Source organism: Serratia ficaria (assembly GCF_900187015.1).
GTDB classification, from domain to species: domain Bacteria; phylum Pseudomonadota; class Gammaproteobacteria; order Enterobacterales; family Enterobacteriaceae; genus Serratia; species Serratia ficaria.
Window position 1 is genome coordinate 2,545,721 of record NZ_LT906479.1, and the last position, 22,932, is coordinate 2,568,652.

General features: G+C 61.3%; 22 protein-coding genes and 1 pseudogene. 16 read left to right on the forward strand and 7 right to left on the reverse strand.

What is annotated here, in order from left to right:
* Nucleotides 1-136 precede the first annotated feature (136 nt).
* The 5 genes and pseudogenes from CKW09_RS12050 to CKW09_RS12065 all read left to right on the forward strand — a co-directional run.
* Nucleotides 137-883 (forward strand): annotated as a pseudogene (locus CKW09_RS12050) (RHS repeat-associated core domain-containing protein); the annotation flags it as partial.
* A gap of 1 nt (nucleotide 884) precedes the next feature.
* Nucleotides 885-1,202: a hypothetical protein gene (locus CKW09_RS12055; protein ID WP_061795364.1), complete on the forward strand. Its 318-nt coding sequence runs from the start codon at nucleotides 885-887 to the stop codon at nucleotides 1,200-1,202.
* 205 nt (nucleotides 1,203-1,407) lie between these two features.
* Nucleotides 1,408-1,734: a hypothetical protein gene (locus tag CKW09_RS12060; RefSeq protein ID WP_255211540.1), complete on the forward strand. Its 327-nt coding sequence runs from the start codon at nucleotides 1,408-1,410 to the stop codon at nucleotides 1,732-1,734.
* 16 nt (nucleotides 1,735-1,750) lie between these two features.
* Nucleotides 1,751-1,864 carry a hypothetical protein gene (locus CKW09_RS24945; RefSeq protein ID WP_261151421.1) on the forward strand — a complete coding sequence of 38 codons (114 nt, stop codon included), beginning with the start codon at nucleotides 1,751-1,753 and terminating at the stop codon, nucleotides 1,862-1,864.
* Between the two features lie 28 nt (nucleotides 1,865-1,892).
* Nucleotides 1,893-2,273, forward strand: coding sequence for a hypothetical protein (locus tag CKW09_RS12065; protein ID WP_061795382.1), 381 nt, complete (start codon nucleotides 1,893-1,895; stop codon nucleotides 2,271-2,273).
* A gap of 111 nt (nucleotides 2,274-2,384) precedes the next feature.
* Here the strand turns inward: CKW09_RS12065 and CKW09_RS12070 are convergent, their stop codons facing one another.
* Both CKW09_RS12070 and CKW09_RS12075 read right to left on the reverse strand, forming a co-directional pair.
* Nucleotides 2,385-3,554 carry a pyridoxal phosphate-dependent aminotransferase gene (locus tag CKW09_RS12070; protein ID WP_095097441.1) on the reverse strand — a complete coding sequence of 390 codons (1,170 nt, stop codon included), beginning with the start codon at nucleotides 3,552-3,554 and terminating at the stop codon, nucleotides 2,385-2,387.
* A 147-nt stretch (nucleotides 3,555-3,701) separates the two neighbouring features.
* On the reverse strand, nucleotides 3,702-4,598 hold the full coding sequence (locus CKW09_RS12075; protein ID WP_095097444.1) for a DMT family transporter: 897 nt from the start codon (nucleotides 4,596-4,598) through the stop codon (nucleotides 3,702-3,704).
* Nucleotides 4,599-4,776: 178 nt separating this feature from the next.
* Between CKW09_RS12075 and CKW09_RS12080 the strand changes: the two genes are divergently transcribed.
* On the forward strand, nucleotides 4,777-5,646 hold the full coding sequence (locus CKW09_RS12080; protein ID WP_095097447.1) for a helix-turn-helix domain-containing protein: 870 nt from the start codon (nucleotides 4,777-4,779) through the stop codon (nucleotides 5,644-5,646).
* Between the two features lie 248 nt (nucleotides 5,647-5,894).
* Here CKW09_RS12080 and CKW09_RS12085 read toward each other — a convergent pair whose 3' ends face one another.
* The 3 genes from CKW09_RS12085 to CKW09_RS12095 form a co-directional block, all read right to left on the reverse strand.
* Complete coding sequence (locus tag CKW09_RS12085) at nucleotides 5,895-7,106, reverse strand: multidrug efflux MFS transporter (protein WP_095097450.1); 1,212 nt, start codon at nucleotides 7,104-7,106, stop codon at nucleotides 5,895-5,897.
* Between the two features lie 125 nt (nucleotides 7,107-7,231).
* Nucleotides 7,232-8,446, reverse strand: a complete 1,215-nt coding sequence (locus CKW09_RS12090; protein ID WP_095097457.1) for a glycosyltransferase family protein — start codon at nucleotides 8,444-8,446, stop codon at nucleotides 7,232-7,234.
* Complete coding sequence (locus tag CKW09_RS12095) at nucleotides 8,439-9,257, reverse strand: mannosyl-3-phosphoglycerate phosphatase-related protein (RefSeq protein ID WP_061795358.1); 819 nt, start codon at nucleotides 9,255-9,257, stop codon at nucleotides 8,439-8,441. Before CKW09_RS12095 ends, CKW09_RS12090 begins: the two co-directional genes overlap by 8 nt.
* Nucleotides 9,258-9,484: 227 nt before the next feature.
* Here CKW09_RS12095 and CKW09_RS12100 point away from each other — a divergent pair, with 227 nt between their 5' ends.
* The 8 genes from CKW09_RS12100 (at nucleotide 9,485) to CKW09_RS12135 (ending at nucleotide 17,498) form a co-directional block, all read left to right on the forward strand.
* Entirely contained in the window at nucleotides 9,485-10,327 is an 843-nt protein-coding gene (locus tag CKW09_RS12100; protein ID WP_231922142.1) for a GNAT family N-acetyltransferase, read from the forward strand.
* Between the two features lie 246 nt (nucleotides 10,328-10,573).
* A complete protein-coding gene (locus CKW09_RS12105; protein WP_061795356.1) occupies nucleotides 10,574-11,446 on the forward strand; it encodes a MurR/RpiR family transcriptional regulator in 873 nt (290 codons plus the stop codon).
* A gap of 18 nt (nucleotides 11,447-11,464) precedes the next feature.
* On the forward strand, nucleotides 11,465-12,028 hold the full coding sequence (gene ddpX / locus CKW09_RS12110; RefSeq protein ID WP_061795355.1) for a D-alanyl-D-alanine dipeptidase: 564 nt from the start codon (nucleotides 11,465-11,467) through the stop codon (nucleotides 12,026-12,028).
* A 34-nt stretch (nucleotides 12,029-12,062) separates the two neighbouring features.
* Nucleotides 12,063-13,613 carry an ABC transporter substrate-binding protein gene (locus CKW09_RS12115; RefSeq protein ID WP_095097463.1) on the forward strand — a complete coding sequence of 517 codons (1,551 nt, stop codon included), beginning with the start codon at nucleotides 12,063-12,065 and terminating at the stop codon, nucleotides 13,611-13,613.
* A 49-nt stretch (nucleotides 13,614-13,662) separates the two neighbouring features.
* Nucleotides 13,663-14,679: an ABC transporter permease gene (locus CKW09_RS12120; protein WP_061795353.1), complete on the forward strand. Its 1,017-nt coding sequence runs from the start codon at nucleotides 13,663-13,665 to the stop codon at nucleotides 14,677-14,679.
* Nucleotides 14,680-14,684: 5 nt separating this feature from the next.
* Nucleotides 14,685-15,572: a D,D-dipeptide ABC transporter permease gene (gene ddpC, locus CKW09_RS12125; RefSeq protein WP_061795381.1), complete on the forward strand. Its 888-nt coding sequence runs from the start codon at nucleotides 14,685-14,687 to the stop codon at nucleotides 15,570-15,572.
* Entirely contained in the window at nucleotides 15,572-16,576 is a 1,005-nt protein-coding gene (locus CKW09_RS12130) for an ABC transporter ATP-binding protein (RefSeq protein WP_095097469.1), read from the forward strand. The genes ddpC and CKW09_RS12130 overlap by 1 nt, the downstream gene beginning before the upstream one ends.
* Nucleotides 16,566-17,498, forward strand: a complete 933-nt coding sequence (locus tag CKW09_RS12135) for an oligopeptide/dipeptide ABC transporter ATP-binding protein (RefSeq protein ID WP_061795351.1) — start codon at nucleotides 16,566-16,568, stop codon at nucleotides 17,496-17,498. The genes CKW09_RS12130 and CKW09_RS12135 overlap by 11 nt, the downstream gene beginning before the upstream one ends.
* Nucleotides 17,499-17,508: 10 nt before the next feature.
* Here the strand turns inward: CKW09_RS12135 and lpxA are convergent, their stop codons facing one another.
* Both lpxA and CKW09_RS12145 read right to left on the reverse strand, forming a co-directional pair.
* Nucleotides 17,509-18,300, reverse strand: coding sequence for an acyl-ACP--UDP-N-acetylglucosamine O-acyltransferase (lpxA, locus tag CKW09_RS12140; protein ID WP_061795350.1), 792 nt, complete (start codon nucleotides 18,298-18,300; stop codon nucleotides 17,509-17,511).
* A gap of 283 nt (nucleotides 18,301-18,583) precedes the next feature.
* Nucleotides 18,584-18,865: a YjcB family protein gene (locus CKW09_RS12145; protein WP_061795349.1), complete on the reverse strand. Its 282-nt coding sequence runs from the start codon at nucleotides 18,863-18,865 to the stop codon at nucleotides 18,584-18,586.
* A 298-nt stretch (nucleotides 18,866-19,163) separates the two neighbouring features.
* Between CKW09_RS12145 and mrdA the strand changes: the two genes are divergently transcribed.
* Both mrdA and CKW09_RS12155 read left to right on the forward strand, forming a co-directional pair.
* On the forward strand, nucleotides 19,164-21,089 hold the full coding sequence (gene mrdA, locus CKW09_RS12150; protein ID WP_095097472.1) for a penicillin-binding protein 2: 1,926 nt from the start codon (nucleotides 19,164-19,166) through the stop codon (nucleotides 21,087-21,089).
* Between the two features lie 107 nt (nucleotides 21,090-21,196).
* On the forward strand, nucleotides 21,197-22,915 hold the full coding sequence (locus CKW09_RS12155) for a penicillin-binding transpeptidase domain-containing protein (RefSeq protein WP_095097475.1): 1,719 nt from the start codon (nucleotides 21,197-21,199) through the stop codon (nucleotides 22,913-22,915).
* Nucleotides 22,916-22,932: the final 17 nt, after the last annotated feature.

A 22,932-nucleotide genomic window follows, 5' to 3' on the forward strand; every position in this document is an offset into this window, starting at 1 on the left:
CTTTTTTTTGGATCTTTTTAGTGAGAAGCATTAAATATGAGATGTAAGATAAAAGCTTGAAAAGGAGATGTTCGGTTCTTTAAAAAGAAAAACATAGGAAGAGTAAAAGCATTAGATTTTTAGTTGCACCAAAGGCCGCCGCAGCTGGAGCTACGATCCGGCCAGCCCGTGGAGCCCGTTGGCGGCGCTGGAGCAGGCGGGCGACAGCCGTTCGGCGGAGATATATTGGTACCACACGGATCTGAACAGCGCGCCGCTGGAGGTGACCGATGCGGCGGGCAAACTGCGCTGGTCCGGGCAATACGACACCTTCGGCAAGCTGCAGGGGCAAACGGTAGAGGGCGCGGCCAGGCGCAATGGCGCGCAATACGATCAACCGCTGCGCTACGCCGGGCAGTATCAGGACGACGAGAGCGGCCTGCACTATAATCTGTTCCGTTACTACGAGCCGGAGGTGGGGCGCTTCACCACCCAGGATCCGATCGGGCTGCGCGGCGGGTTGAACCTGTATCAGTATGCGCCGAATCCGCTGATGTGGGTGGATCCGTTTGGGTTGAGTAGTAAGCCTTGCAAGACTGAAGAGACAACCCGTGTTCGCCATTACACCAATCGTAAAGGCTCAAATGCAATTGAAGAAAGTGGCGTAATAAAAGCCCAGGATAATGGTCGAGTGTATGTAGAACCTGCAAATAAAAAACCAATGAGTCAAGTTCAGGCTGAAAATAAATATCAAATTAAACCTGGGAGAGGAAGGGATTATGTTGAGACCGATGTTCCTAACTCACAATTAGAGTGGATTACTAATCCTCGCTATCATACCCAAGAGCTTACTGTGAAAGGTGATGTAGTCCTAAGAAACCCAACAGTCACAAAAAGGAAGTAAAATGTTAAAAGAAAATGAAATAATAAAGCTAACAGGTGAGGAAGCTGTTAATATAATCAAGGAAGTTAATTATTTATTGATCTCACTTGGCAATATAGCACATTTTTATTATAACGAGCCGGTTATTAGTGCCGATAAGCGGTTGGAGTATGAGAGCGAAACAACTAAATTCATAGACAAGAATAAAGTTACACATAGATTGGCAGAAATCAGAAGGGTATTGTCCAGTAAGTTTGATAATAGCCTTGGTGATGATGATATGGATGATATAGAGAGAGCTACAGAGGATACCCCATATTGGGAGAAGCCGGGAGACTAGCTTCAAAGAAAATTAGGCGCCACAGGAATAGTGTGGTGCCTATTGCTAAAATAAGCGAATTTAGAATTTCATTCTAGAGCAGAAAAAGATCGAAACGGTAGGAGGCATAATACCAGCAGTCGCTGTGCGACGCCTGGTAATATCAGTACGATGATATTGGCCGGCACTACAGGTAGAGTGGGCCAAGTATGCGCCGAACCCGCTGATGTGGGTGGATCCGCTGGGGTTGAGTCCGTGTAACTCGCCGAAAGGTTATAAAACAGGTGATGTGGATCCTCATGGTAATTTATCACCAGGGGTGAACCATGCTGTAGGGCACACAAATAGCAAAACTGATGGTTTTGTTCAGAGTCACCACCCTATTCAAGATGCATGGGCTAAACGCAGAATTGATGGATATCAAAGGAACTCTGCACCAGCAACCCTACTGAGGTCAGCTTCTGGAAGTCCTCATGCAGGAATTAGTGCTGTTCAGCGGACTCGGCGAGCCCTAACTGGTGGTTGGGATACAAACGTTAAAACAAGAGTTTAATATTAGCTATAGAGAAATGCTTGACTCTGGTGTTCCTGTTGAACAAGTCAGGAAATCGCTTGGAGACGCATATAAGTACTTTGGCGGGCTGAGAGAAAAGAACATAGGCAATCCGTTCTTTGATATTTAGGGTTTTAATTTTCTGTGTGGAGGTTTTTGTGAATAAAGATGAGATTCTAAAGGAATTAAAGAAAATAGAGAGTGATGCCGGAGGTAAATTACCCACGCTATATGAAAAATTCCTCTCTGAAGAGGTGCAGGATGCGGATTTATATGAAATTACGAGCCAACGTGGAGATTCTGTTTATATATTTAATTACAAAGATATCATTGAGCGAAATAATACATATGCCATCCAGGAAACAGAGCCTGACTTTCTATTGATAGGACAGGATGGTGATTTGGGATATTTCATAAATTTAAATGATGGCAGCGATAAAATATATAGCTTAGACCTCGGTTCGCTTGGTAGTTTAGATATGGATGAAGAAGCACAAGATCTATACGAGTTACGTAATAGTTGCCACATACCTGAATAATATATCGGGGTGAGCCATTTAAGATTGGCGGATTAAACCCCAGCCTTACTCCCCATGCTGCGGGCAACGCCAGAAGCGTGAAGCTCCCAGCCGCCCGCAAATATTCCCCGTTTACACCCAGCCCTTGCTGCGGAATTCGTGCAGCGTTTTAGCGACAAAGGTCATCTCCTGCGGCGTGCCGAACGAGATGCGGCACCAGCCGTCGGCCGGCGGGAAGGCGCGGCCCACCAGGATCCCGGCCTGTTTCATCTGCTGCTGAAACTGCGCCAGCGGCACGCCGAGCTGGAAGAACGCGAAATTGCCTTCGGAAGGCAGGCACCTCAGGTTGAGCGCGTTAAGCGCCTGCAGCAGGATTTGCCGCGAGGTGTCGTTGCTCTTTTTGCTGTAGGTGATGAAAGCCTGGTCCTCCAGCGACGCCAGCGCCGCATCCACGCCGCAGAAGTTGATCTTCTCGCCGGCGACGCGGTTAGCCAGGCGGGCAATCACCGCCGGCTGCGCCACCGCATAACCGACGCGCATACCGGCCATGGCGAAGATCTTGGAGAAGGTCTTCAGCAGGATCACGTTGCCCGCGCCTTGCTTAATCATCGGCCCGACCGAGCGGAAGCGCGCATCGTTAACGAATTCGGCATAGGCCTCATCGACGATAAACATCGTGTCGGCCGGTTGGCTGGCGATCCAGGGTTCAATCAGATCGGCGGGAGTGATGGTGGCGGTCGGGTTGTTGGGGTTGACCAGATACACCAGCGAAGGGCCGCCGTACTCGGCCACCGCCCGTTTCAGCCCTTCGATGTCGAACTGCCAGCCGTCGAGCATCGGCACCTTGGTGATTTTCATACCGGCAATTTTGGCGAAGTGTTCGCCGTCGCCGTAGGTCAGCGCCGGGATCACCAGCTGGGTGTCCAGCGTGGCGTAGGCCTCCACGGCGGCGCGTATCCCCTCCGAGGAACCGGCGGTCAGCAAAATGGCGCTCTCCGGCACCTGATACTGGCTGGCCAGCTTGCTGCGCAGGGCGATAATCTCGTCCTTGGCGTAGCGGTTGGCTTTTACCACCGCGTCGCGCGCCGCCGCCTGCGCCTTGGGCGACATGCCGAGCGGGTTTTCGTTGAAGTTGATGCGAATGGGGTTGGCGGCGGTGGGGGCGGTAAAGACGGGCGAACCGGGCATGGCGTCCGCCAGCGAGCTGCGGCTCAGCCCCGCCAGCGCTACGCCGCCGGCCAGGGTCCCGGAGAGTTTCAACAGCTGTCTGCGTTTCAGGTTTAGGGTGCTGCTTTCTTGCATCTGTCTGATCTCCTTGTTGAAAAACGTCAGGGAGAACAGGCAGAAACCATGCCAACTTTTAACCTGTTGATTTTTAAAGGACTGAATAACCCTGTGCACTATAGTGCACCAGCATAAGCGGGCAACTGCACCATCGCGCAGTCCCGCTTATGCCGCACGACGTCGCCACAGCATGCCCGGTTTGGCGAACATCACCAGGTTGCCCAGCAGGATCAGGCACAGGCCAATCACCGCATTGAGGTGCCACTGGTAACCTTCGTAAATCGTCGAAATGGTCAGCGCCACCAGAGGGAACAGCAGGGTGCTGTAGGCCGCCGCGCCGGCGCCGATGCGCCCCAGCAGGCTGAAATAAGCGGCGAAGGCGATCACCGAACCGAAAATCGCCAGATACAGCAGCGAACCGATATAGCGGCCGCTGTATTCAATCTGGAACGAGGCGCCCTGCGCCAGCGCTATCAGCGCCATCAGGATCGCCCCGTAGCTCATGGCGTAGGTATTGGTGGAGAGAATGTCCAGCCCGCGCCGCTGGTGGCGTGCGCTGATCATGTTGCCCAGCGAAAAGCCGTAGGTGCCGAGCGCGCTCAGGCCGATGCCTTTCAATAGCTCCGGCGCCATCCGGCTCGCCGCCAGATCCTGCCAGAACAGCGCAACGATGCCGGTCAGGCCCAAGACCGCCGCCGGCAGCAGGTTGGCGCTGGGGCGCTGGCGGAAGAACAGCATGCCGTTAACGGCGTTGAACAGCACCGCCATCGAGAAAATCACCGATTCCAGCCCGCTGCTGATATAGGCCGCCGCGTGGTAGAAACAGTAGAAGTTGAAACCGAATACGCAGCAGCCCTGCAGCATGCAGAACAGGTGGTCGCGCACGGCGATGCGCCGCAGGCGGCGCGCCAGAAGCAGCACGGCGAACATGGCCGCGGCGGAGATCATAAAGCGGTAACCGATCGAGACGGGAATGGCCACCGGGGCTTCCTGCTGCAGGGTAATCGCAATCCAGGTGGTGCCCCAAATCAACACCACGGCAAGGTACAACAGCGCGTTCATAATCGACTCCGCTAAAAACAGATGAACGCAGTATCCGCCGTTGCCTGCGCCGTCGCTTTCAGCGCTTTGCGCCCAGTTGCATATTCTTGCGCTTTTTTTGGCAAAAGCGTGGGGTGGCGACTGGTGCGCGGCGGCGCCACTCTTTACACTGCAGGGATTGAGGAAAACGGGGCCGGCAATGTCCAGATATCAGGCGTTTGAAACGCTGAGCAAGCACAAGGCGCAGCTGCACGACAGCATCCGGCTGGGCTCCGGCGTAGAGCTGGCGGCCTGGTCCAACTGCAACGACCGCATCACTCAGGAAAGCGCCGATCACCACACCCTGAGCCTGTACGTCGCCGACGGCTACGAGTGCTACCAAAAAGTGCCGGGCGGCTGGAAAAACGGCGGCGGGCCGGATCGCTTCTGCATCATGCCGCGGCAGTATGAATCCACCTGGGACGTGCGCAGCGATCTGTCCTTCGTGCATCTCTACTGCACCGACGCCCACCTGCGCCAGCTGGCAGAGCAAACCTGGGATCGCAGCCCGGCGTCAATCAACGTCGAACAGCGCGCGTTTGCCGAAGATCCGCAGATTACGCTGCTGTATCGCCAATTCTTGCTCAATCGCGACTGGCGCGATCGCGCCAATCAGCTGGCGCTGAGCAGCGCCTCGACCCTGCTGATGTCGCACATGATCCAGCGCTATACCCAGCTGCAATGGACCTTGCCGCGGGTGCGCGGCGGCCTGGCGCCGGCGGTGGCGAAACGCGTCAAAGAATATATCGACGGCCATCTGGACCACCCGCTGCTGCTGGCGGATCTGGCGGCGCAGGCCGGGCTGAGCGAGTTCCACTTCGCGCGGATGTTCAAGCACGATACCGGCCTGGCGCCGCACCAGTTCGTGATGCGCGCCCGGCTGCGGCAGGCGGAAAAACTGCTGCGCCACAGCCGGCTGCCGCTCACGCAGATTGCGCTGGACTGCGGCTTCAGCTCCGCCAGTCATTTCAGCAACCGCTTCAAGGCGGCCTACGGATTCGCTCCGCTGCAGATGCGGCAGGGGCGTTGATGCCACAAGGAGATCATATGGAACAGCAGTTCGCCGGGCTTGGCGTGTTGTTTATCGCCGGGTTTGGCCCCGGTGAGTAACCCGCCTCTGGCCGCTGGCTTATCCGGCGGCCCGATATAAATAAACCGCTTTATTTAATTACTAAAATACACAAATGACGTTTCCTCTAGTAGGCTACGGCCCGCCTTAGGCAGTACTGGCACGGTTGATTGGGCGTCATTGTCCCAGTACTGTCTACGGTAACCCGCTTATTTCTCGTCTTGTCGCTCCCGCGCCCGTTCCACCGCCGTTATCTGGCGGCGCAGCTGCAGCGCATTGATCAGCACCAGCAGCGCCGTAACGGCGAACACCCAGCGAAATCCCATCAGCGCCGAGATGCCCGAGCCCAACAGCGGGCCGACGACGTTACCCAGATACATAAACGATTGGTTGTAGCCAAAAATTCGGCCGGTGACCCGATCGGAAGAGTAGCGCAGCAGCAGCGCCTGCACCGCCGGCATCAGCGCGCCGTCGGCAAAGCCCAGCAGGAAGCGCAGAATGCCCAGCTGCAGCGGGGTTTCCACCCAGGCCATGACGGCGAACAACAGGGTGGTCAGCATCAGCGCGGCGATCAGAATGCGCGCGGTGCCGATACGGTCGCCAAGCCGCCCGAGGCGCGGCGCGGAAATCAGTGCGGCAATGCCGGGCACGGCGGCGATCATGCCGCTGATAAAGGCGATATTGCTGACATCACCGGATAACTCGCGAATGAACAGCGTCAGGATCGGGCTGATGGACGAGTTGGCCAGCTGGATCATCAGGGTGCAAACGAACAGAGTGACGATCAGCGCCGGGTAGGGCAACGACTGGAACACCGCCTTGCCGCTCAGCTGATCGGCCTTTTTCACCCTGATGCGCCGTTCTTTAATCAGGAACAAGGTGATCAGGAAGCTGACGAACATCATCCCGGCGGTGACGAAAAACACCACCCGCAGGCCGAGATGGTCGGCCATCAGCCCGCCCAGCAGCGGCCCGGCGATCACCCCGGTGATCTGGCCGGTGGACAGCATGCCCAGCGCCCAGCCGCTTTTATCGCGCGGCGCCTGGGTGGCGACCAGCGCCATGGCGTTGGGTATGTAGCCGGAGGTCAGCCCCATCAGCGCGCGCAGCGCAAACAGCTGCCAGACGTTGGTCGCCAGGCCCTGCAGCGCGATCACCACCGCCATCCCCAGCGAGGCGCGCAGCAGCATCAGCTTGCGGCCTTTGCGGTCGGCCAGGCTGCCCCACAGCGGTGAAACCAGCGCCGAAACCAGAAAAGTGCCGCTGAACACCAGGCCGGACCACAGGCTGAGCGATTGATGGCCGGTAACGCCGAGCTGTTCGACATACAGCGGCAGAAAAGGGAGGATTTGGCTCATCGCCAGCCCGGTGAAGAAACAGCCGAGCCAGACTGAGATCAGATTGACTTTCCACGCTTCCATCAACTTGTCGTACCACTTTGAATTTAGAAGGGAATTATTGAGCAGGTTAATAATAACACCGCTAATCAGCCGGCGTGGGGGAAATGCGTGAGAAAACGTAAAACCCGCCGGGCGGCGGGCTGGGGTTATTGCTGATTGTCCTGTTCCACCGCGTCGTACAGCCGCTGCAGAATATCCGGAAAGGCGGACTGCACCCGGTTCCAGCTGGGTACGAAGGGTTTGTCGCCCGGGCTTTCGCTGAACGCGTGTCCGGCCTGGGAAATCACCCGCGAGAACAGCTCGACCGCCGACTCTTCGCTGTGGCGATCGAACGCCAGGCCGTTCATTTTCGCGTCGTGCTCAAAGGCGTCGATCATGTCCAGCGCGGTGCGGTAGTAGGTGGCGCGCAGCACGCGGAACGAATCGCTGGTGATCGGCACGCCCTGGATCGCCAGCTTGCGGTACAGCGCCTTGGTGATATCGCCGGCCATGCGCTGCAGGCCGCTATGCGGGTCGTCTTCCGACATCGGCTGGTGCTTGTGATCGTAGTTATCGGCGATATCCACCTGGCAAATGCGGCTGGTGGCGGTGGTGCGGTGCAGTTCCGACAGCACGCCAATCTCCAGTCCCCAGTCGCTGGGGATGCGCAGGTTGTTGAGAATGTGCGTGCGCATGGCGAACTCGCCGGAAAGCGGGTAGCGATAGCTGCGCAGGTAGTCGAGAAACTCCGAGTTGCCGTACACCTTCTGCAACGATTTCAACAGCGGGAACACCAGCAGCCGCCCAACGCGGCCGTTCAGCTTGCCGCCGGCCACCCGGGCGTAATAGCCCTTGCAGAAATCGTAGTGGAACTGCGGATTGGCCAGCGGGTACAGCAGCCGCGCCAGCATGCGGCGATCGTAAGTGACGATGTCACAGTCGTGCAGCGCCACGCAGCTGGTGCGCCGCGAAGCCAGAGTGTAGCCGACGCAGAACCACACGTTGCGGCCCTTGCCCGGCTCGTTGGGCGCCAGGCCCTCGGCGCTGAGCTGCGCGGCGATCGCGCTCAGGCGCGGCCCGTCGTTCCACAGGATGCGGTGGCGCTGCGGCAGGCGCGAGAAAAACTCGCGGGCGTGTTGAAACTGCTCGGGGCTGGCGCGATCCAGGCCGATGACGATCTCCTCCAGATAGGGCACCTGCGCCAGAATGTCGACGATCTTGTCCAGCGCCGGCCCCTGCAGTTCGGAATACAGCGAGGGCAGTATCAGCCCCATGCTGTTGCGGCCGGAAAATACCTGCAGCTCATACTCCAGCTCGGCCAGGTCGCGCTGCGCCAGATTGTGGAAGTTGGTGATGATGCCGTCCTGATAGAACTCACTCATGGTCAGATCCCCCGTTTGACAGAAAATGGTCCAGTCCTTCGCTCCAGCCCTGCGGCCCCTGCCGGCGCGTGCGGTACAGCCGGCCGGGAAATTCGCCCGGCAGCGCGAGCGGTTTGGCCTGGCGGCCGCGGATCAGCACCGCCAGATCGCAGGCCTGCAGCAGCGAGATATCGTTGGGGCCGTCGCCGAGCGCCAGCGTGGTCAAGGGGCGGCGCCGTCGGTGCTGCAGGCGTTTGACCAATCGGCGCGCGGCCTCGCCTTTGCTGACCTGCCGGCTCATGACGTGGTGGAAGCGGCCGCCCTGCGTCAGGCGCAGGTCGTGCAACGCCAGCAGGGTGCGAAAGGCGGCGAGCTGTTCATCGGTGCCGGACCACCGCAGCGGCTCGGAACCGGCGCGCCGCCGCGCCAGATGCGCTTCGGCCGGCGATAGGCCGGTCCATTCGGCGACCCTGGCGTCGTCGGCGTCGGCGAAGCCCTGAAAGGCGAAGCCGGTCCGTTCGCGCAGCGCGGCCAGGATGGCGCAAATTTCGGGGTAGGTTGCGCCGGCGTGCAGCGGCGCCTCGCGCCAGCCGGCGGGGAACACCGTCTGCGCGCCGTTTTCGGCGATAAACGGCTGCTGTTGCAGGCCGAGGCGCTGGCGCAGCGGGGCGACTTCCGCCGCGGTCTTGCTGGTGGCGATAATCAGCGGCGTTTGCGCCGCGGCCAGGCGATCGAGCCAGGGCTGCGCGGCCCGCCAGCTGTAGCTGTCGTGATCCAGCAGCGAGCCGTCCAGATCGGTGAAAATTAGCAGGTGCTGATTTGGCGTTAGCATTTCATCTCCGTTTTATCGCATACAGCTCGTTGATAAACAGACGGATTACTTTGTCTCGGGCTTAGGCGGCCGCGCGGGCGGCGGCCGTCGCGGCATCGTCAAAAGTGTGACGCAAGTCACGATTAACCCTAACGGCTAATGGCGTTCGCCGCAAGTTTGCCGGTTGCCAGCGGCCGCGCGATCGTGGTGCTATAACGAAAATCAGCGTAGGGCAGGAGAAAACTTTTATGACGTTCGGTGTGCGAGAGATGACGCAGGCGGACCTGGCCGCGGCCTTTGAACTGTCGCAACAGGTGCGCTGGCCGCACCGGCTGGAAGACTGGCGGCAGGCCTGGGCCTTGGGCGGCGGTGTGGTTGCCGTAGGCCATGGGCGAACGATCGGTTGTGCGCTGCATTGGCGTTGGGGCCCGCGCGCCACGCTGGGGCTGGTGATTGTCGCCGCGTCCTGGCGCGGCCAGGGGATCGCCAAGGCGATGATGAGCCGCTTGATGGCGTCGGTGCCCGCCTGTCATCTGCATCTGGCGGCGTCTGAACAGGGCAGGCCGCTGTATCAAAAGCTGGGGTTCGCCGCGCTCGGGCCATTGGCGCAGCACCAGTGCGCCGAGCTGCCGCAGCGGGCGCCCCGGCCTTTAGCGGCCGGCCAGAGCCTGCGGCCGGCGCTGCCGCGGGATCTGGCGGCGTTGGCGGCACTGGACGCCGCCGCCAGCGGCATGCAGCGCCGGCCGCTGTTCGAGGCGTTGCTGAGTGGCAACGAGCAGGCGCTGGTGCTGGAGCGGCAGGGCGAAATGCTCGGCTTCGCCATACGCCGCCGTTTTGGCTATGGACAGCTTATCGGCCCGGTGATCGCGCCGCAGCTTCAGGCGGCGGTCGTGCTGACTGATGCCTTGCTGCAGGCCTGCGCCGGGCAGTTTGTGCGGGTGGATACGCCGAACGGCGGCCTGAGCGACTGGCTGACGCAGCGCGGCCTGCCTTGCATCGATACGCCGACGCTCATGGTGCGCGGAACGCCTCATAGCCCGGATGCCGACGGCGTGCAGACTTTTGCATTGGTTTCGCAGGCGCTGTCATAAAATTGAAAATCTGTGGCACGCGGTGGTGCGTTTCGCCGGGTGTCGCCCAATTGTTGTGCAATAGTTATCAGCTGATGACTGTGTTGTGAACGCAGAGTCTGCCTTCTCTGCGCCGCCGTACGCCGCCGAGCGTGATTCATTCCCCCCAGCTTCGCATTTGGCACAGGCCATGCATTGTCATCATCCCCCTTTGTTATTCGGGTAACAAAGGGGCTTTGGTGACAACTCAACAACAGCGGGCGAACTATGGCAGACCATCCTGATGTGATCGCACAGATAGAAGCGTCTTTTGCGGTGCAGACCCCGACCGGCAAGCGCATTGCCGGTTATCTGCTGGCCAACCTGGCGCAGGTGCCGTTTGAAACCGCCGACAGCATTGCGCGCAGCACCGCCACCAGCGGCATTTCGGTCGGTCGCTATCTGCGCAGCCTGGGCTACCAAAACCTCGAACATCTGAAGCGCACGCTGCGTGAACAGGGCGCCGCCCTGTACCAGCCGTGGGGGGTTACCGATCGCCTGGGCGCCTACCGGCAGCGGCGCGCACAGCCGCAGCCGCAAAAGCTGCGCCAGGCGTTGACGCTGGAGCTGGAAGCGATCGAACACGTCTATCAGTTGGCGGGCAGCGAAGCTTTCGCCCAGGTCGGCCGCCAGCTGGCGCAGGCGGAGGCGGTGTTTGTGGTCGGCATTCAGTCGACGCGCGGCATCGCCAACGCCTTCTACAGCCACCTGGAATACCTGCGGCCCAGGGTTTACTACGCCGACGGGCAGTCCGGCACCTACGTGGAGTCGCTTAACTCCGAATTCAGCGCGCCTTATCTGGTGCTGACCGACACCCGCGCCTATTCCACCATCGCGCAAAAATACTGCCGGGCGGCCTGCGCGCGCGGGCTGCGGCTGGCGCTGATCACCGATATCTACTGCCCGTGGGCGCGCGATTATCCGCTGGATCTGCTGCAGGTGAAAACCGACACCGGGCAGTTCTGGGATTCGCTGGCGCCGCTTAGCTGCTTGTTCAACCTGCTGTTGTCTTCGGTGCTGGAACAGGGCGGCGCAGCGGTGGAGCAACGGCTGGCCAACAACCGCAGCCTGCAGAAAGAGCTGGGGCAATTTGAATCTTAACCGCCATGGGATAACGCAATGAGTGACAATGTAACGCTAGTGGACCTGGCCGTTCGCTTTCCCGGCCTGTGCATCGATTTGAAATACGCCAGCGCCGATAACCTGACCGGGCGGGCGATTTACCGCGAGAGCCGCTGCCTGCTGCATCCCGATGCGGCGCAGGGGCTGGCGCGCTGCCTGCGGGTGGCGCAGCTGGCCGGCTATTCCCTGCGGGTGTTCGACGCCTACCGCCCGCAGCAGGCGCAGGCGCTGCTGTGGCTGGCCTGCCCGGACTCGCAGTATGTCACCGCGACGGAGGTCGGCTCTCATCACAGCCGCGGCGTGGCCGTCGACGTCACGCTGCAGGACGCCGCGGGCATGGCGCTGGATATGGGCACCGGCTTCGATGAGATGAGCGCGCGTTCCCACCCGTTTTACCCCGACTTTTCGCCAGAGGTGCAACGCAATCGGCTATTGCTGAGCGCGGTGATGGCCGCCGGCGGATTCCGCGGCATCGCCAGCGAATGGTGGCACTTTGAGCTGCCCAACGCCGGCGATTACCCGCTGTTGGCCGATCGCTTCGGCTGTTTTTCCCCCGACTAAAACAACAGGCATTTCACACATCAGGAGCTGAGTTATGAACCGAATCAAATATGCCGCGCTGGCGGCTGCGGTGACCTTGGGCATGGCGGCGATGGGCGCGGCGCAGGCGGCGGTGCCGAAAGACATGCTGGCGATCGGCAAGGCGGCCGATCCGCAAACGCTGGATCCGGCGGTCACCATCGACAACAACGACTGGACGGTGACCTATCCGGCCTATCAGCGGCTGGTGCAGTACAAAACCGAGGGCGGCCAGGGCTCCACCCAGGTCGAGGGCCAGCTGGCGGAGAGCTGGAGCGCCTCGGAAGACCAACGGGAATGGACCTTCAGGCTTCGGCCGGGCAACCGATTCGACGACGGCAGCGAGGTGAACGCCGCCGCGGTGAAATGGTCGTTCGAACGCTTGATGAAGATTGGCCAGGGGCCGTCGGAAGCCTTCCCGAAAGATCTGCAGGTCGAGGCGGTGGATCCGCTGACGGTGAAATTCACCCTCAAAACGCCGTTCGCGCCGTTCCTCTATACGCTGGCCAACGACGGCGCCGGCATCGTCAATCCGGCGATCGCCAAGGCCAATCCCGCCGACGAAGGCAAAGCCTGGCTGGCCAACCATACCGCCGGCTCCGGCCCGTACCGGCTGGATCGCTGGCAGAAGGGCCAGCAACTGGTGCTGGTGCCGAACCCGCACTACGGCGGCGACAAACCGGCGTTCAAACGGGTGACGGTGAAAATCATCGGGGAAAGCGCCACCCGCCGTTTGCAGCTGACGCGCGGCGATTTGGACATCGCCGAGTCGTTGCCGATCGACCAACTGGCGGCGCTGAAGAGCGAAGACAAGGTGGCGGTGAACGAGTATCCGTCGCTGCGCGTGACCTACCTGTACCTGAACAACGGCAAGGCGCCGCTGAACCAGGTCGATCTGCGCCGCGCGATTTCCTATGCGGTGGATTATCAGGGCATGGTGAAGGGCATCCTCGGCGGCAACGGCAAGCAGATGCGCGGCCCGATCCCTGAAGGCATGTGGGGCTTTGATGCCGGCGCGCAGCAGTACGGCCTGGATCCGGCCAAGGCCAAGGCGGAGCTGGCGAAGGTCAAAGACCTGCCGGCCTCGCTGAGCTTCCTGTATTCGGTCAACGATCCCAACTGGGAGGCGATAGCGCTGTCGGTGCAGGCCAGCCTGGCGAGCGTCGGCATCAACGTCAAGCTGGAGAAGCTGGCCAACGCCACCCTGCGCGATCGCATCGGCCAGGGCAATTACGACATCGCCATCGGCAACTGGAGCCCGGACTTCGCCGACCCCTACATGTTCATGAACTACTGGTTCGAGTCGGACAAAAAAGGGCTGCCGGGCAACCGCGCCTTCTACAGCAATCCGCAGGTGGATGCGCTGTTGAAAAAGGCGGTAGCGGTGTCCGATCAGCAGGCACGCACCGCCGATTATCAGGCGGCGCAGAAAATCGTTATCGATCAGGCGGCCTACGTTTATCTGTTCCAAAAGAACTACCAGGTGGCGATGAACAAACAGGTGAAGGGCTTTGTGTATAACCCGATGCTGGAGCAGGTGTTCAACGTCGGCCAGATGAGCAAGTAACGCATTTCGGGCGGCCGTTTGGCCGCCCCTCCGCCAGGGGAAATCAGTCATGAACGTTTGGAGACTTATCCGCCAGCGCTGCTGGGGGCTGGTGCTGGTGATGTTCGGGGTGTGCGTGATCACCTTCGTCATCTCGCACCTGATCCCCGGCGACCCGGCGCGGCTGCTGGCCGGCGACCGCGCCAGCGAGGAGATAGTTCAGCACATGCGCCGGCAGCTGGGGCTGGATCAGCCGCTGTACGTGCAGTTCGGCCGTTATCTGACGGCGCTGCTGCACGGCGACCTGGGCACCTCGATCCGCACCGGCCGGCCGGTGCTTGACGACCTGCGGGCGTTTTTCCCGGCGACGCTGGAGCTGGCGTTCTGCGCCTTGCTGCTGGCGATCGCGTTGGGCGTGCCGCTGGGCGTGCTGTCGGCGGTATATCGCAACCGCTGGCCCGATCATCTGGTGCGTTTGCTGTCGGTCACCGGCATCTCCACCCCGGCGTTCTGGCTGGGGCTGGGGGTGATCATTCTGTTTTACGGCCAGCTTGACCTGTTGCCCGGCGGCGGGCGGCTGGACGACTGGCTCGACCCGCCCAGCCACATCACCGGCTTTTATCTGTTGGATTCGCTGCTGAGCGGCAACGGCGAGGTTTTCTGGAACAGCCTGCAGCACCTGATCCTGCCGGCGATGACGCTGGCCTTCGTCCACCTGGGCGTGGTGGCGCGGCAGATCCGTTCGGCGATGCTCGAGCAGCTTGGCGAAGATTATATCCGCACCGCGCGCGCCAACGGGCTGTCGCGCTGGCGGGTGATCCTCGGCCATGCGCTGCCGAACGCGCTGATCCCCTCGGTGACGGTGTTGGGGCTGGCGCTGGGCGATCTGTTGTACGGCGCGGTGTTGACCGAGACGGTGTTCGCCTGGCCGGGCATGGGCGCCTACGTGGTGGACTCTATCCAGGCGCTGGATTTCCCGGCGGTGATGGGCTTCGCGGTGGTGGTGTCCTTCGCCTACGTGGTGGTGAATTTGATCGTCGATCTGCTCTATCTGTGGATTGACCCAAGAATGGGGCGCGAGAGGTAATGACCATGTCTCAAATCGAACGGCCGCTGGCGGCGGAAACCGCGCCGCGCTTTGGCGGCATGCGCCGCGGCTGGTACCGGGTGCGCCGCAGCCCGCTGACGCTGTTGGGCGCGGCGATCATGACGGCGGTGCTGTTCCTGATGCTGTTTTCTCCGTGGCTGGCGCCGCACAACCCGGACGCCATCGACCTGGCCGCCCGGCTGCTGCCGCCTTCCGCCGAGCACTGGTTCGGTACCGACGAAGTGGGCCGCGATCTGTTTAGCCGGGTGCTGGTCGGCAGCCGCCAATCGGTGGCCGCCGGGCTGGCGGTGGTGGTGCTGGCGGGCGGCATCGGCTCGCTGCTCGGCTGTTTTTCCGGCGTGATGGGCGGCGCGGTGGATGCGCTGATCATGCGCTGCATGGACATCATGCTGTCGGTGCCGTCGCTGGTGCTGACCATGGCGCTGGCGGCGGCGCTCGGGCCCAGCCTGTTCAACGCCATGCTGGCGATCGCGGTGGTGCGCATCCCCTTTTACGTGCGGCTGGCGCGCGGGCAAACGCTGACGCTGCGGCATCAGGCCTATATGCAGGCGGCGCGCACCTTTGGCGCTTCGCGCCGGCATCTGATCGCCTGGCACGTGCTGCGCAACGTCATGCCGCCGCTGGTGGTGCAGGCGTCGCTGGATATCGGCACCGCCATCCTGATGGCGGCCACGCTGGGCTTCATCGGCCTCGGCGCTCAGCAGCCGACCGCCGAGTGGGGCGCCATGGTGGCCAACGGCCGCAACTATGTGCTGGACCAGTGGTGGTATTCGGCCTTTCCCGGCACGGCGATCCTGATCACCGCCACCGGCTTCAACCTGTTCGGCGACGGTCTGCGCGACCTGCTGGATCCTAAAACCCGGGGGCGCTGATGAACGACGCAACGATACTGTCAATCAACGAACTGCAGCTGGAGTTTCCGGTCTACGGCGGCAGCGTCCGGGCGCTGAATCGCGTTTCGCTGCAGGTCAACGCCGGTGAAATCGTCGGCGTGGTGGGCGAATCCGGTTCGGGCAAGTCGGTGACGGCGATGATGACCCTGCGGCTGCTGGCCGAAGAGGGGTATCGGGTGACCGGCGGCGCGGTGCAGCTGCTGGGCGTCGACGTGCTCAACGCCAGCGAACGCCAGATGCGCCGACTGCGCGGCGCGCGGGCGTCGATGATTTTTCAGGAGCCGATGAGCGCGCTGAATCCCACCCGCAAAATCGGCCGCCAGATGTGCGAGGTGATCCGCCTGCATCAGCGGCTGCCGGCGCGCGCGGCGCGCGACAAGGCTATCCAGCTGTTGCGCGAGATGCAGATCGCCGACGCCGAACGGGTGATGGAGCGTTATCCGTTCGAACTGTCCGGCGGCATGCGCCAGCGGGTGTTGATCGCCATGGCGTTTTCCTGCGAACCGGAGCTGATCATCGCCGATGAGCCCACCACCGCGCTGGACGTCACGGTGCAGCGTCAGGTGCTGCGGCTGTTGCAGCAGAAGGCGCGCGCCAGCGGCACGGCGGTGTTGTTCATCACTCACGACATGGCGGTGGTGTCGCAGCTGTGCGACCGGCTGTACGTGATGTACGCCGGGCACGTGATCGAGAGCGGCGAGACCGCGGCGGTGATCAACCATCCGGCCCACCCGTATTCGATCGGGCTGCTGCAGGCGGCGCCGGAGCGCGCCGAACCGCGCGGCATGCTGCAGGCCATTCCGGGCACGGTGCCCAACCTGAGCGCGCTGCCGCCGGGCTGCGCCTTCAGCAACCGCTGTCGCCACGCCGACGAACGCTGTCGGCAAACCCCGGCGTTAACGCCGCTGGCTGAGGATGCGCAACGGCGCGCGGCCTGCTGGCATCCGCAACGGGTCAGTCTGGAGGTGCGCAATGAATATTGAACCGCTGTTGGAACTGCGCGACGTGCGGCTGCGTTTTCCCGCCGGCTACAACTGGCGCGGCAAGCCGACCGAGTATGTGCATGCGCTCAACGGGCTGGATCTGAACATTATGCGCGGCGAAACGCTGGGCATCGTCGGCGAGTCCGGCTGCGGCAAAAGCACGCTGGCGCAGCTGTTGATCGGGCTGTTGAAGCCGAGCAGCGGCGAACTGCTGCACGATCGCGCCAGCGGCGGCGGCATGCAGATGGTGTTTCAGGATCCGCAGTCGTCGCTCGATCCGCGCCTGCCGGTGTGGCGCATCATCACCGAGCCGGTCTACGTGCGGCAACGCAGCGGCGCGGCGCAGCGCAAGGCGTTGGCGGCTGAGCTGGCGCGGCAGGTGGGGCTGCGGCCGGAAACCCTCGACCGGCTGCCGCACGAGTTTTCCGGCGGGCAACGGCAGCGTATCTCCATAGCCCGCGCGCTGTCTTCGGCGCCGGACATCATCGTGCTGGATGAGCCGACCTCGGCGCTGGATATCTCGGTACAGGCGCAGATCCTCAACCTGTTGGTCGAGCTGCAGCGGCAGCGCAACCTGACCTACGTGCTGATCTCGCACAACGTGGCGGTGGTGCGGCACATGAGCGACCGGGTGGCGGTGATGTACCTGGGGCAAATCGTGGAGTTGGGGCGCAGCGAGCAGGTGCTGCGCCGGCCGCAGCATCCCTATACCCGGCTGCTGCTGGATTCGGTGCCGCGCGCCGGGCGGGCGTTGAGCGACAGCGCCATCGAAGACCGCAAGGGAGAGTTGCCGGGCAATCGTCAACTGCCGACCGGCTGCTATTTCCGCGAGCGCTGCCCCTATGCCGGCGAAGGCTGCGAACGGCCGCAGGCGCTGCGGGCCAGCCCGAGCGGGGCGGCGGTGCGCTGCCATAAGGCGTAATGCGCCGTTTTCAACGGATCACGCCGCGAGTCGATTGGGAAAAGAACGCGGCGAACAGGCGCAGCAACGGGTATTCCACGCTGAGCCTGGCGACCTGCTCCCTGACGTCTTCCAGCGCCATCGAGCGCTGGTAGAGCATATCGTACAGGCTGAGGATCACCCGTTGCTGTTGCGCGTCGGCGGTTTGAAATGCCGGCGCCAGCTGATGTACTCCCTGCGGCCTGGCGTGGCCGCCGCCGCCTCCATCGATAAACGGCGGCAGGTCCTGCACCAGAAAGGCGCCGTCGGCCAACCGCGCGTGCGGGCCGATAACGCAAAACTGATGCACCCCGCACAGTGCGCCGATCCAGGCCGCATCGCCCAGCGTTACGTGCCCGGCCAGGCCGCTGTTGTTGCCGATGCGGGTGCGGTCGCCGACCCGGCAATCATGGGCGATGTGCACATTATCCAGCAACAAATTGTCATTGCCGAGGGCGGTGCATCGGGCGCCCTGCGGGCTGCCGCGATGCAGCGTGGCGCGGCTGCCGATGCGATTGCGGTCGCCGAGGATCAGCGAAACATCGTCATCGGTCGGTTTCAGATCCTGATTCATTTCACCGATCGAGGAGAATTGCCCAATGACGTTGTCGCGGCCGATGCGCGTTCGCCCATTGATCACCACATGGGAGGCTATCGCCGTACCTGCGCCAATCTCCACGCCGGCGGAAATCACGCAAAAGGGGCCGATGCTGACGCCGGGGCCGATAATCACGCCCGGTTCGATCACGCTGTTGGCGGCGATGCGGGCAGAAGGAGAAATCATGATATTTCCTGATGGGGCGCTGGGCGTATCCATCAGCCAGACTGTCATCGGTGGGTTATTAAGCCGGATCCTGGATTAATGAGGATAAAAACGGAAAGAGCGGAGCAGGCCGATTGGCCTTATGCCGTTACATGGCGTCAGCATACTCCCCGACAGCGCTCAGACCATCAGGTTATATTTTATTTATTTACTGAACCATTCGGGAATAATGGGATGTGATGAGCGACAGACAATGTCCGGCGACAGGCCAGGCATGAAAGCCGGCCGCCGGTCTGAGCGTTCGTTAAGGCATCGGCCAGTCGGTCGGGGTATTGCTGACCACTTCCACGTACATGTCCCAGGCGTTGGACCAGAACTGGGTAAAGGCTTCCAGGCTGAAGCTGATGCCCATCAGCCCCATCACGAACCAGAAGGTGGTGAACAGCCCGAGGCTGCTGAACATGAACGCCATGCCGTTGCGGCTGGCTTTGCGGCAAACGACGTTTAACTGGCTGGCAATGAACATCATGACGGCGCTCAGCAACTCCCAGCGCATCATGATAAAACCGGTGGCAATGGTACTCATCGAACTCGATCCTTGGTAACAAAAGCCGCATTCCGGCAGGGCGCCGGTAGGTGAATGCGGAGCAATAAGTGGGTTTGGTGTGATCTGCGTCACATTGTAGCACCGGAATAAAGGCCCGCTCAATGCCTGAACCGGCTAAAAATCGGCCATCGGTAACATTCCAACATGCTGAAACATTTATGCCATTTCATTAGCAACCTTTTAATGGGGGGGCCGAACCAATAACGCTATGCTTGCCGGCTTTTCACTTCCCTGATTTAGCAGGGAAAATGTGACGCAAGAAGGTATCCGGCACCGCATGGCCCTATTAAAAGAAAAAATTCGCGACCATTCCGCCGAAGAAATGCTGTTTATCCGCCGGGCCGGCATCGCGCTGGCGTTGGTGATTTTCTGCTTCGGCGCGCTGATCGTTAACCTGTATCGGCTTCAGGTTAAGCAGCATGCCTTCTACCAAACGCGCTCTAACCAGAACGACATCAAAATGCTGCCGATCGCCCCCAGCCGCGGGCTGATTTTCGATCGCAACGGCATTCCGCTGGTGCGCAACATCACCCTGTACCAGATCGAAGTGACCCCGAGCAAAATCGACGACATGGCCGCATTGCTGCAGGCATTAACCCCGATCGTCGATCTGACGCCGGAGGACATCAGCGCCTTTCGCGACGAGATGCACCACAACAGCCGCTATAAGCCGGTGACGCTGAAAGCCGGACTGAACGACACCGAAGTGGCGCGTTTCGCCGTCAATCAGTACCGTTTTGACGGGGTCGCCATCGATACCTATCAGCAGCGCGAATATCCATACGGCGCGCAGCTGGCGCACGTGGTGGGCTATGTTTCCAAAATCAACGACGGCGACCTGAAGCGGCTGGATAAGGCGGGGCTGAGCGAAAACTACGCCGCCGATCACAATATCGGCAAGCAGGGCATCGAAGGTTATTACGAGTCCGAGCTGCACGGCACCACCGGTTATCAGGAGGTGGAGGTGGATAACCACGGGCGGGTGATCCGCCTGCTGAAGGAGCAGCCGCCGCAGGCCGGCAAAAACATTTACCTGACGCTGGATCTGCATTTGCAGCAGTACATCGAATCGGTGCTGAAGGGCCAGCGCGCGGCGGTAGTGGTGGAAGACCCGCGCGACGGCGGCATTCTGGCGATGGTGTCCAGCCCCAGCTATGACCCCAATCCTTTCGTTAAGGGCATCAGCTATAAGGCCTACAAATCGCTGCTGAGCAACCCGAACCTGCCATTGATCAACCGCGTCACCCAGGGGCTGTACCCGCCGGCTTCGACGGTGAAGCCTTACATGGCCACATCGGCGCTGTTCGCCGGCGTGATCACCCCCAACACCACCTTCTTCGGCGCGCCGACCTGGACGCTGCCCGGCACCCAGCGGCGCTATCGCGACTGGCTGAAGACCGGCCACGGCATGTTGAACGTGACCAAGGCCATCGAAGAATCGGCCGACACCTTCTTTTACCAGGTGGCGTTCGAAATGGGCATCGACCGCATCCACAGCTGGCTGAGCCGGTTCGGCTACGGCCAACTGACCGGCATCGATCTGCATGAAGAGTACCGCGGCGTGCTGCCCAGCCGCGACTGGAAGCAGAAAGTGCATAAAAAACCCTGGTATCAGGGCGACACCGTGTCGGTGGGCATTGGGCAGGGCTACTGGGTCGCTACGCCGATCCAGATGGTCAAGGCGCTGACCACGCTGATCAACGACGGGCGGGTCAAAACGCCGCACCTGCTGTATTCCATGCAGCGGGGCAATCTGGTCAGCCGCTATCAGCCGCCGGCGCGAGAGGCGCAGATCGGCGACGCCAAATCGCCGTACTGGGGCATCGTGCGCAACGGCATGTACGGCATGGCCAACCTGCCGAACGGCACCGGCTATAAGCTGTTCCATACCGCGCCGTATCACATCGCCGCCAAGTCCGGCACTTCGCAGGTCTTCAGTCTGAAGGAGAACCAGACCTACAACGCCAAAATGATCCCGGTGCGCCTGCGCGACCATATTTTCTATACGCTGTTCGCGCCGTATGACCAGCCGCGGGTGGCGATGGCGCTGATTCTGGAAAACGGCGGCGGCGAGGGCGTGGTGGCGGGGCCGACCGCGCGGGCGATCCTCGACCATATTTTCGACCCGGCCAATGCGCCGCAGCCCGGTGACCCGGCGCAAGTTAAACCGCAGTTAAACGACAGTGCGGACGTGCAGGGCTAAACGGCATTGGTTTTACTTTCTTACAAACTGCAATCTTCTGAATATTTCCGTCAGGGTAGACTGAAATAACACCATAAACCGAATAAAAACGCAGGGTTAACACAACAGTGGCGCCATCGACTAAAAAGAGCGGTAAAAACTACTCCACATTACGTTTCGGCTGGATTTGCGCCGGCATGCTGGTCTGCTTCTTTTTGCTGGCGTTCAGGGTCGGCTATTTGCAGCTGCTGGAGCACCAACAGCTGGCCGACCAGGCGGACCAGCGCTCGATCCGCACCCAAGTGCTGCCGACCAACCGCGGCATGATCACCGATCGCAACGATGAGGCGCTGGCGGTCAGCGTTTCTTCCCGCGACATCGTGCTGGATCCGAAGCACATTATCGACACCCGCACCGACACCGGCGACGAACGCTGGCAGAGCCTGGCCAACGTGCTGAAGATGCCGCTGGCGGACGTGCAGAAGATCATTCAGAACAATGCCCGCAAACGCTTCGTCTATCTGGCGCGCAAGGTGGAGGACGACAACGCCGCCTACATCAGCAAGCTGCATCTGACCGGCGTCAGCACCGAACAGGACTTCAGCCGCTTTTACCCGATGGGCCAGGACGCCGCCGGGCTGATCGGCATCGTCGGCCAGGACAACCAGGGGCTGGAAGGCATCGAGCTGGGCTTTAACCATCTGCTGCAGGGCAAGAACGGCCTGCGGGTCTATCAGAAAGACGGCAGCGGCGCGGTGATCGGGGTGCTGAAGAACGTGGATCCGGTGCCGCCGCCGAACGTGACGCTGAGCATCGACAAGTTTATTCAGTACGTGCTGTTTGCGCAGATCCGCGACGGGGTGATCGCCAACCAGGCGGACTCCGGCTGTGCGGTGCTGGTGAAGGTCAATACCGGCGAGGTCCTCGGCATGGCCAGCTATCCGTCGTTTAATCCCAACAACTACGCCAATACGCCGGCGAAGGACATCCGCAACGTCTGCAGCAGCGACAGTTTTGAACCCGGCTCAACGGTGAAACCGGTGGTGGTGATGGTCGGCCTGGAGCACAAGCTGATCAAGCCCGACACCGTGCTGGACACCACGCCGTACCGGGTGAATGGCCACCTGATCAAGGACGTGGGCCATTGGTCGAAGCTGACCATTACCGGCGTACTGCAAAAATCCAGTGACATCGCGGTGTCGCATATCGCGCTGGCGCTGCCGGCCACGGTGCTGCCGACGGTGTACAAGAGCTTCGGCCTGGGCCGGCCGACCGAACTGGGCATCGGCAACGAGAGCAGCGGCTATTTGCCGCAGCACCGCGAACGCTGGGCCGATATCGAACGCGCGACCTTTTCCTTCGGCTACGGGCTGCGCGTAACGCCGCTGCAGATGGCGCGCGAATACGCCGCCATCGGTTCTTATGGCGTTTACCGCCCGCTGTCGATCACCAAGGTGACGCCGCCGGTGATGGGGCAGCGCATTCTGCCGGCCGACACGGTCAAAACCGTCGTGCACATGATGGAGAGCGACGCCTTGCCGGGCGGCAGCGGGGTGAGCGCGGCGGTGCCGGGTTACCGGCTGGCGATCAAAACCGGCACCGCCGAGAAAATGGGCGCCAACGGCAAATATGACGGCGGCTACATCAACTACACCGCCGGCGTGGCGCCGGCCAGCGATCCGCAGGTGGCGCTGGTGGTGATGGTCAACAACCCGAAAGCCGGCAAGCACTTCGGCGGCTCGGTGGCCGGCCCGGTGTTCGGCAAGATCATGGCGCAGGTGCTGGAGCACATGAACATCCTGCCGGACGCCCAACCGTTGAACGTGGTGTCGCAGGTCAAGGGGTAACCCTGGAAGCCCCTCGG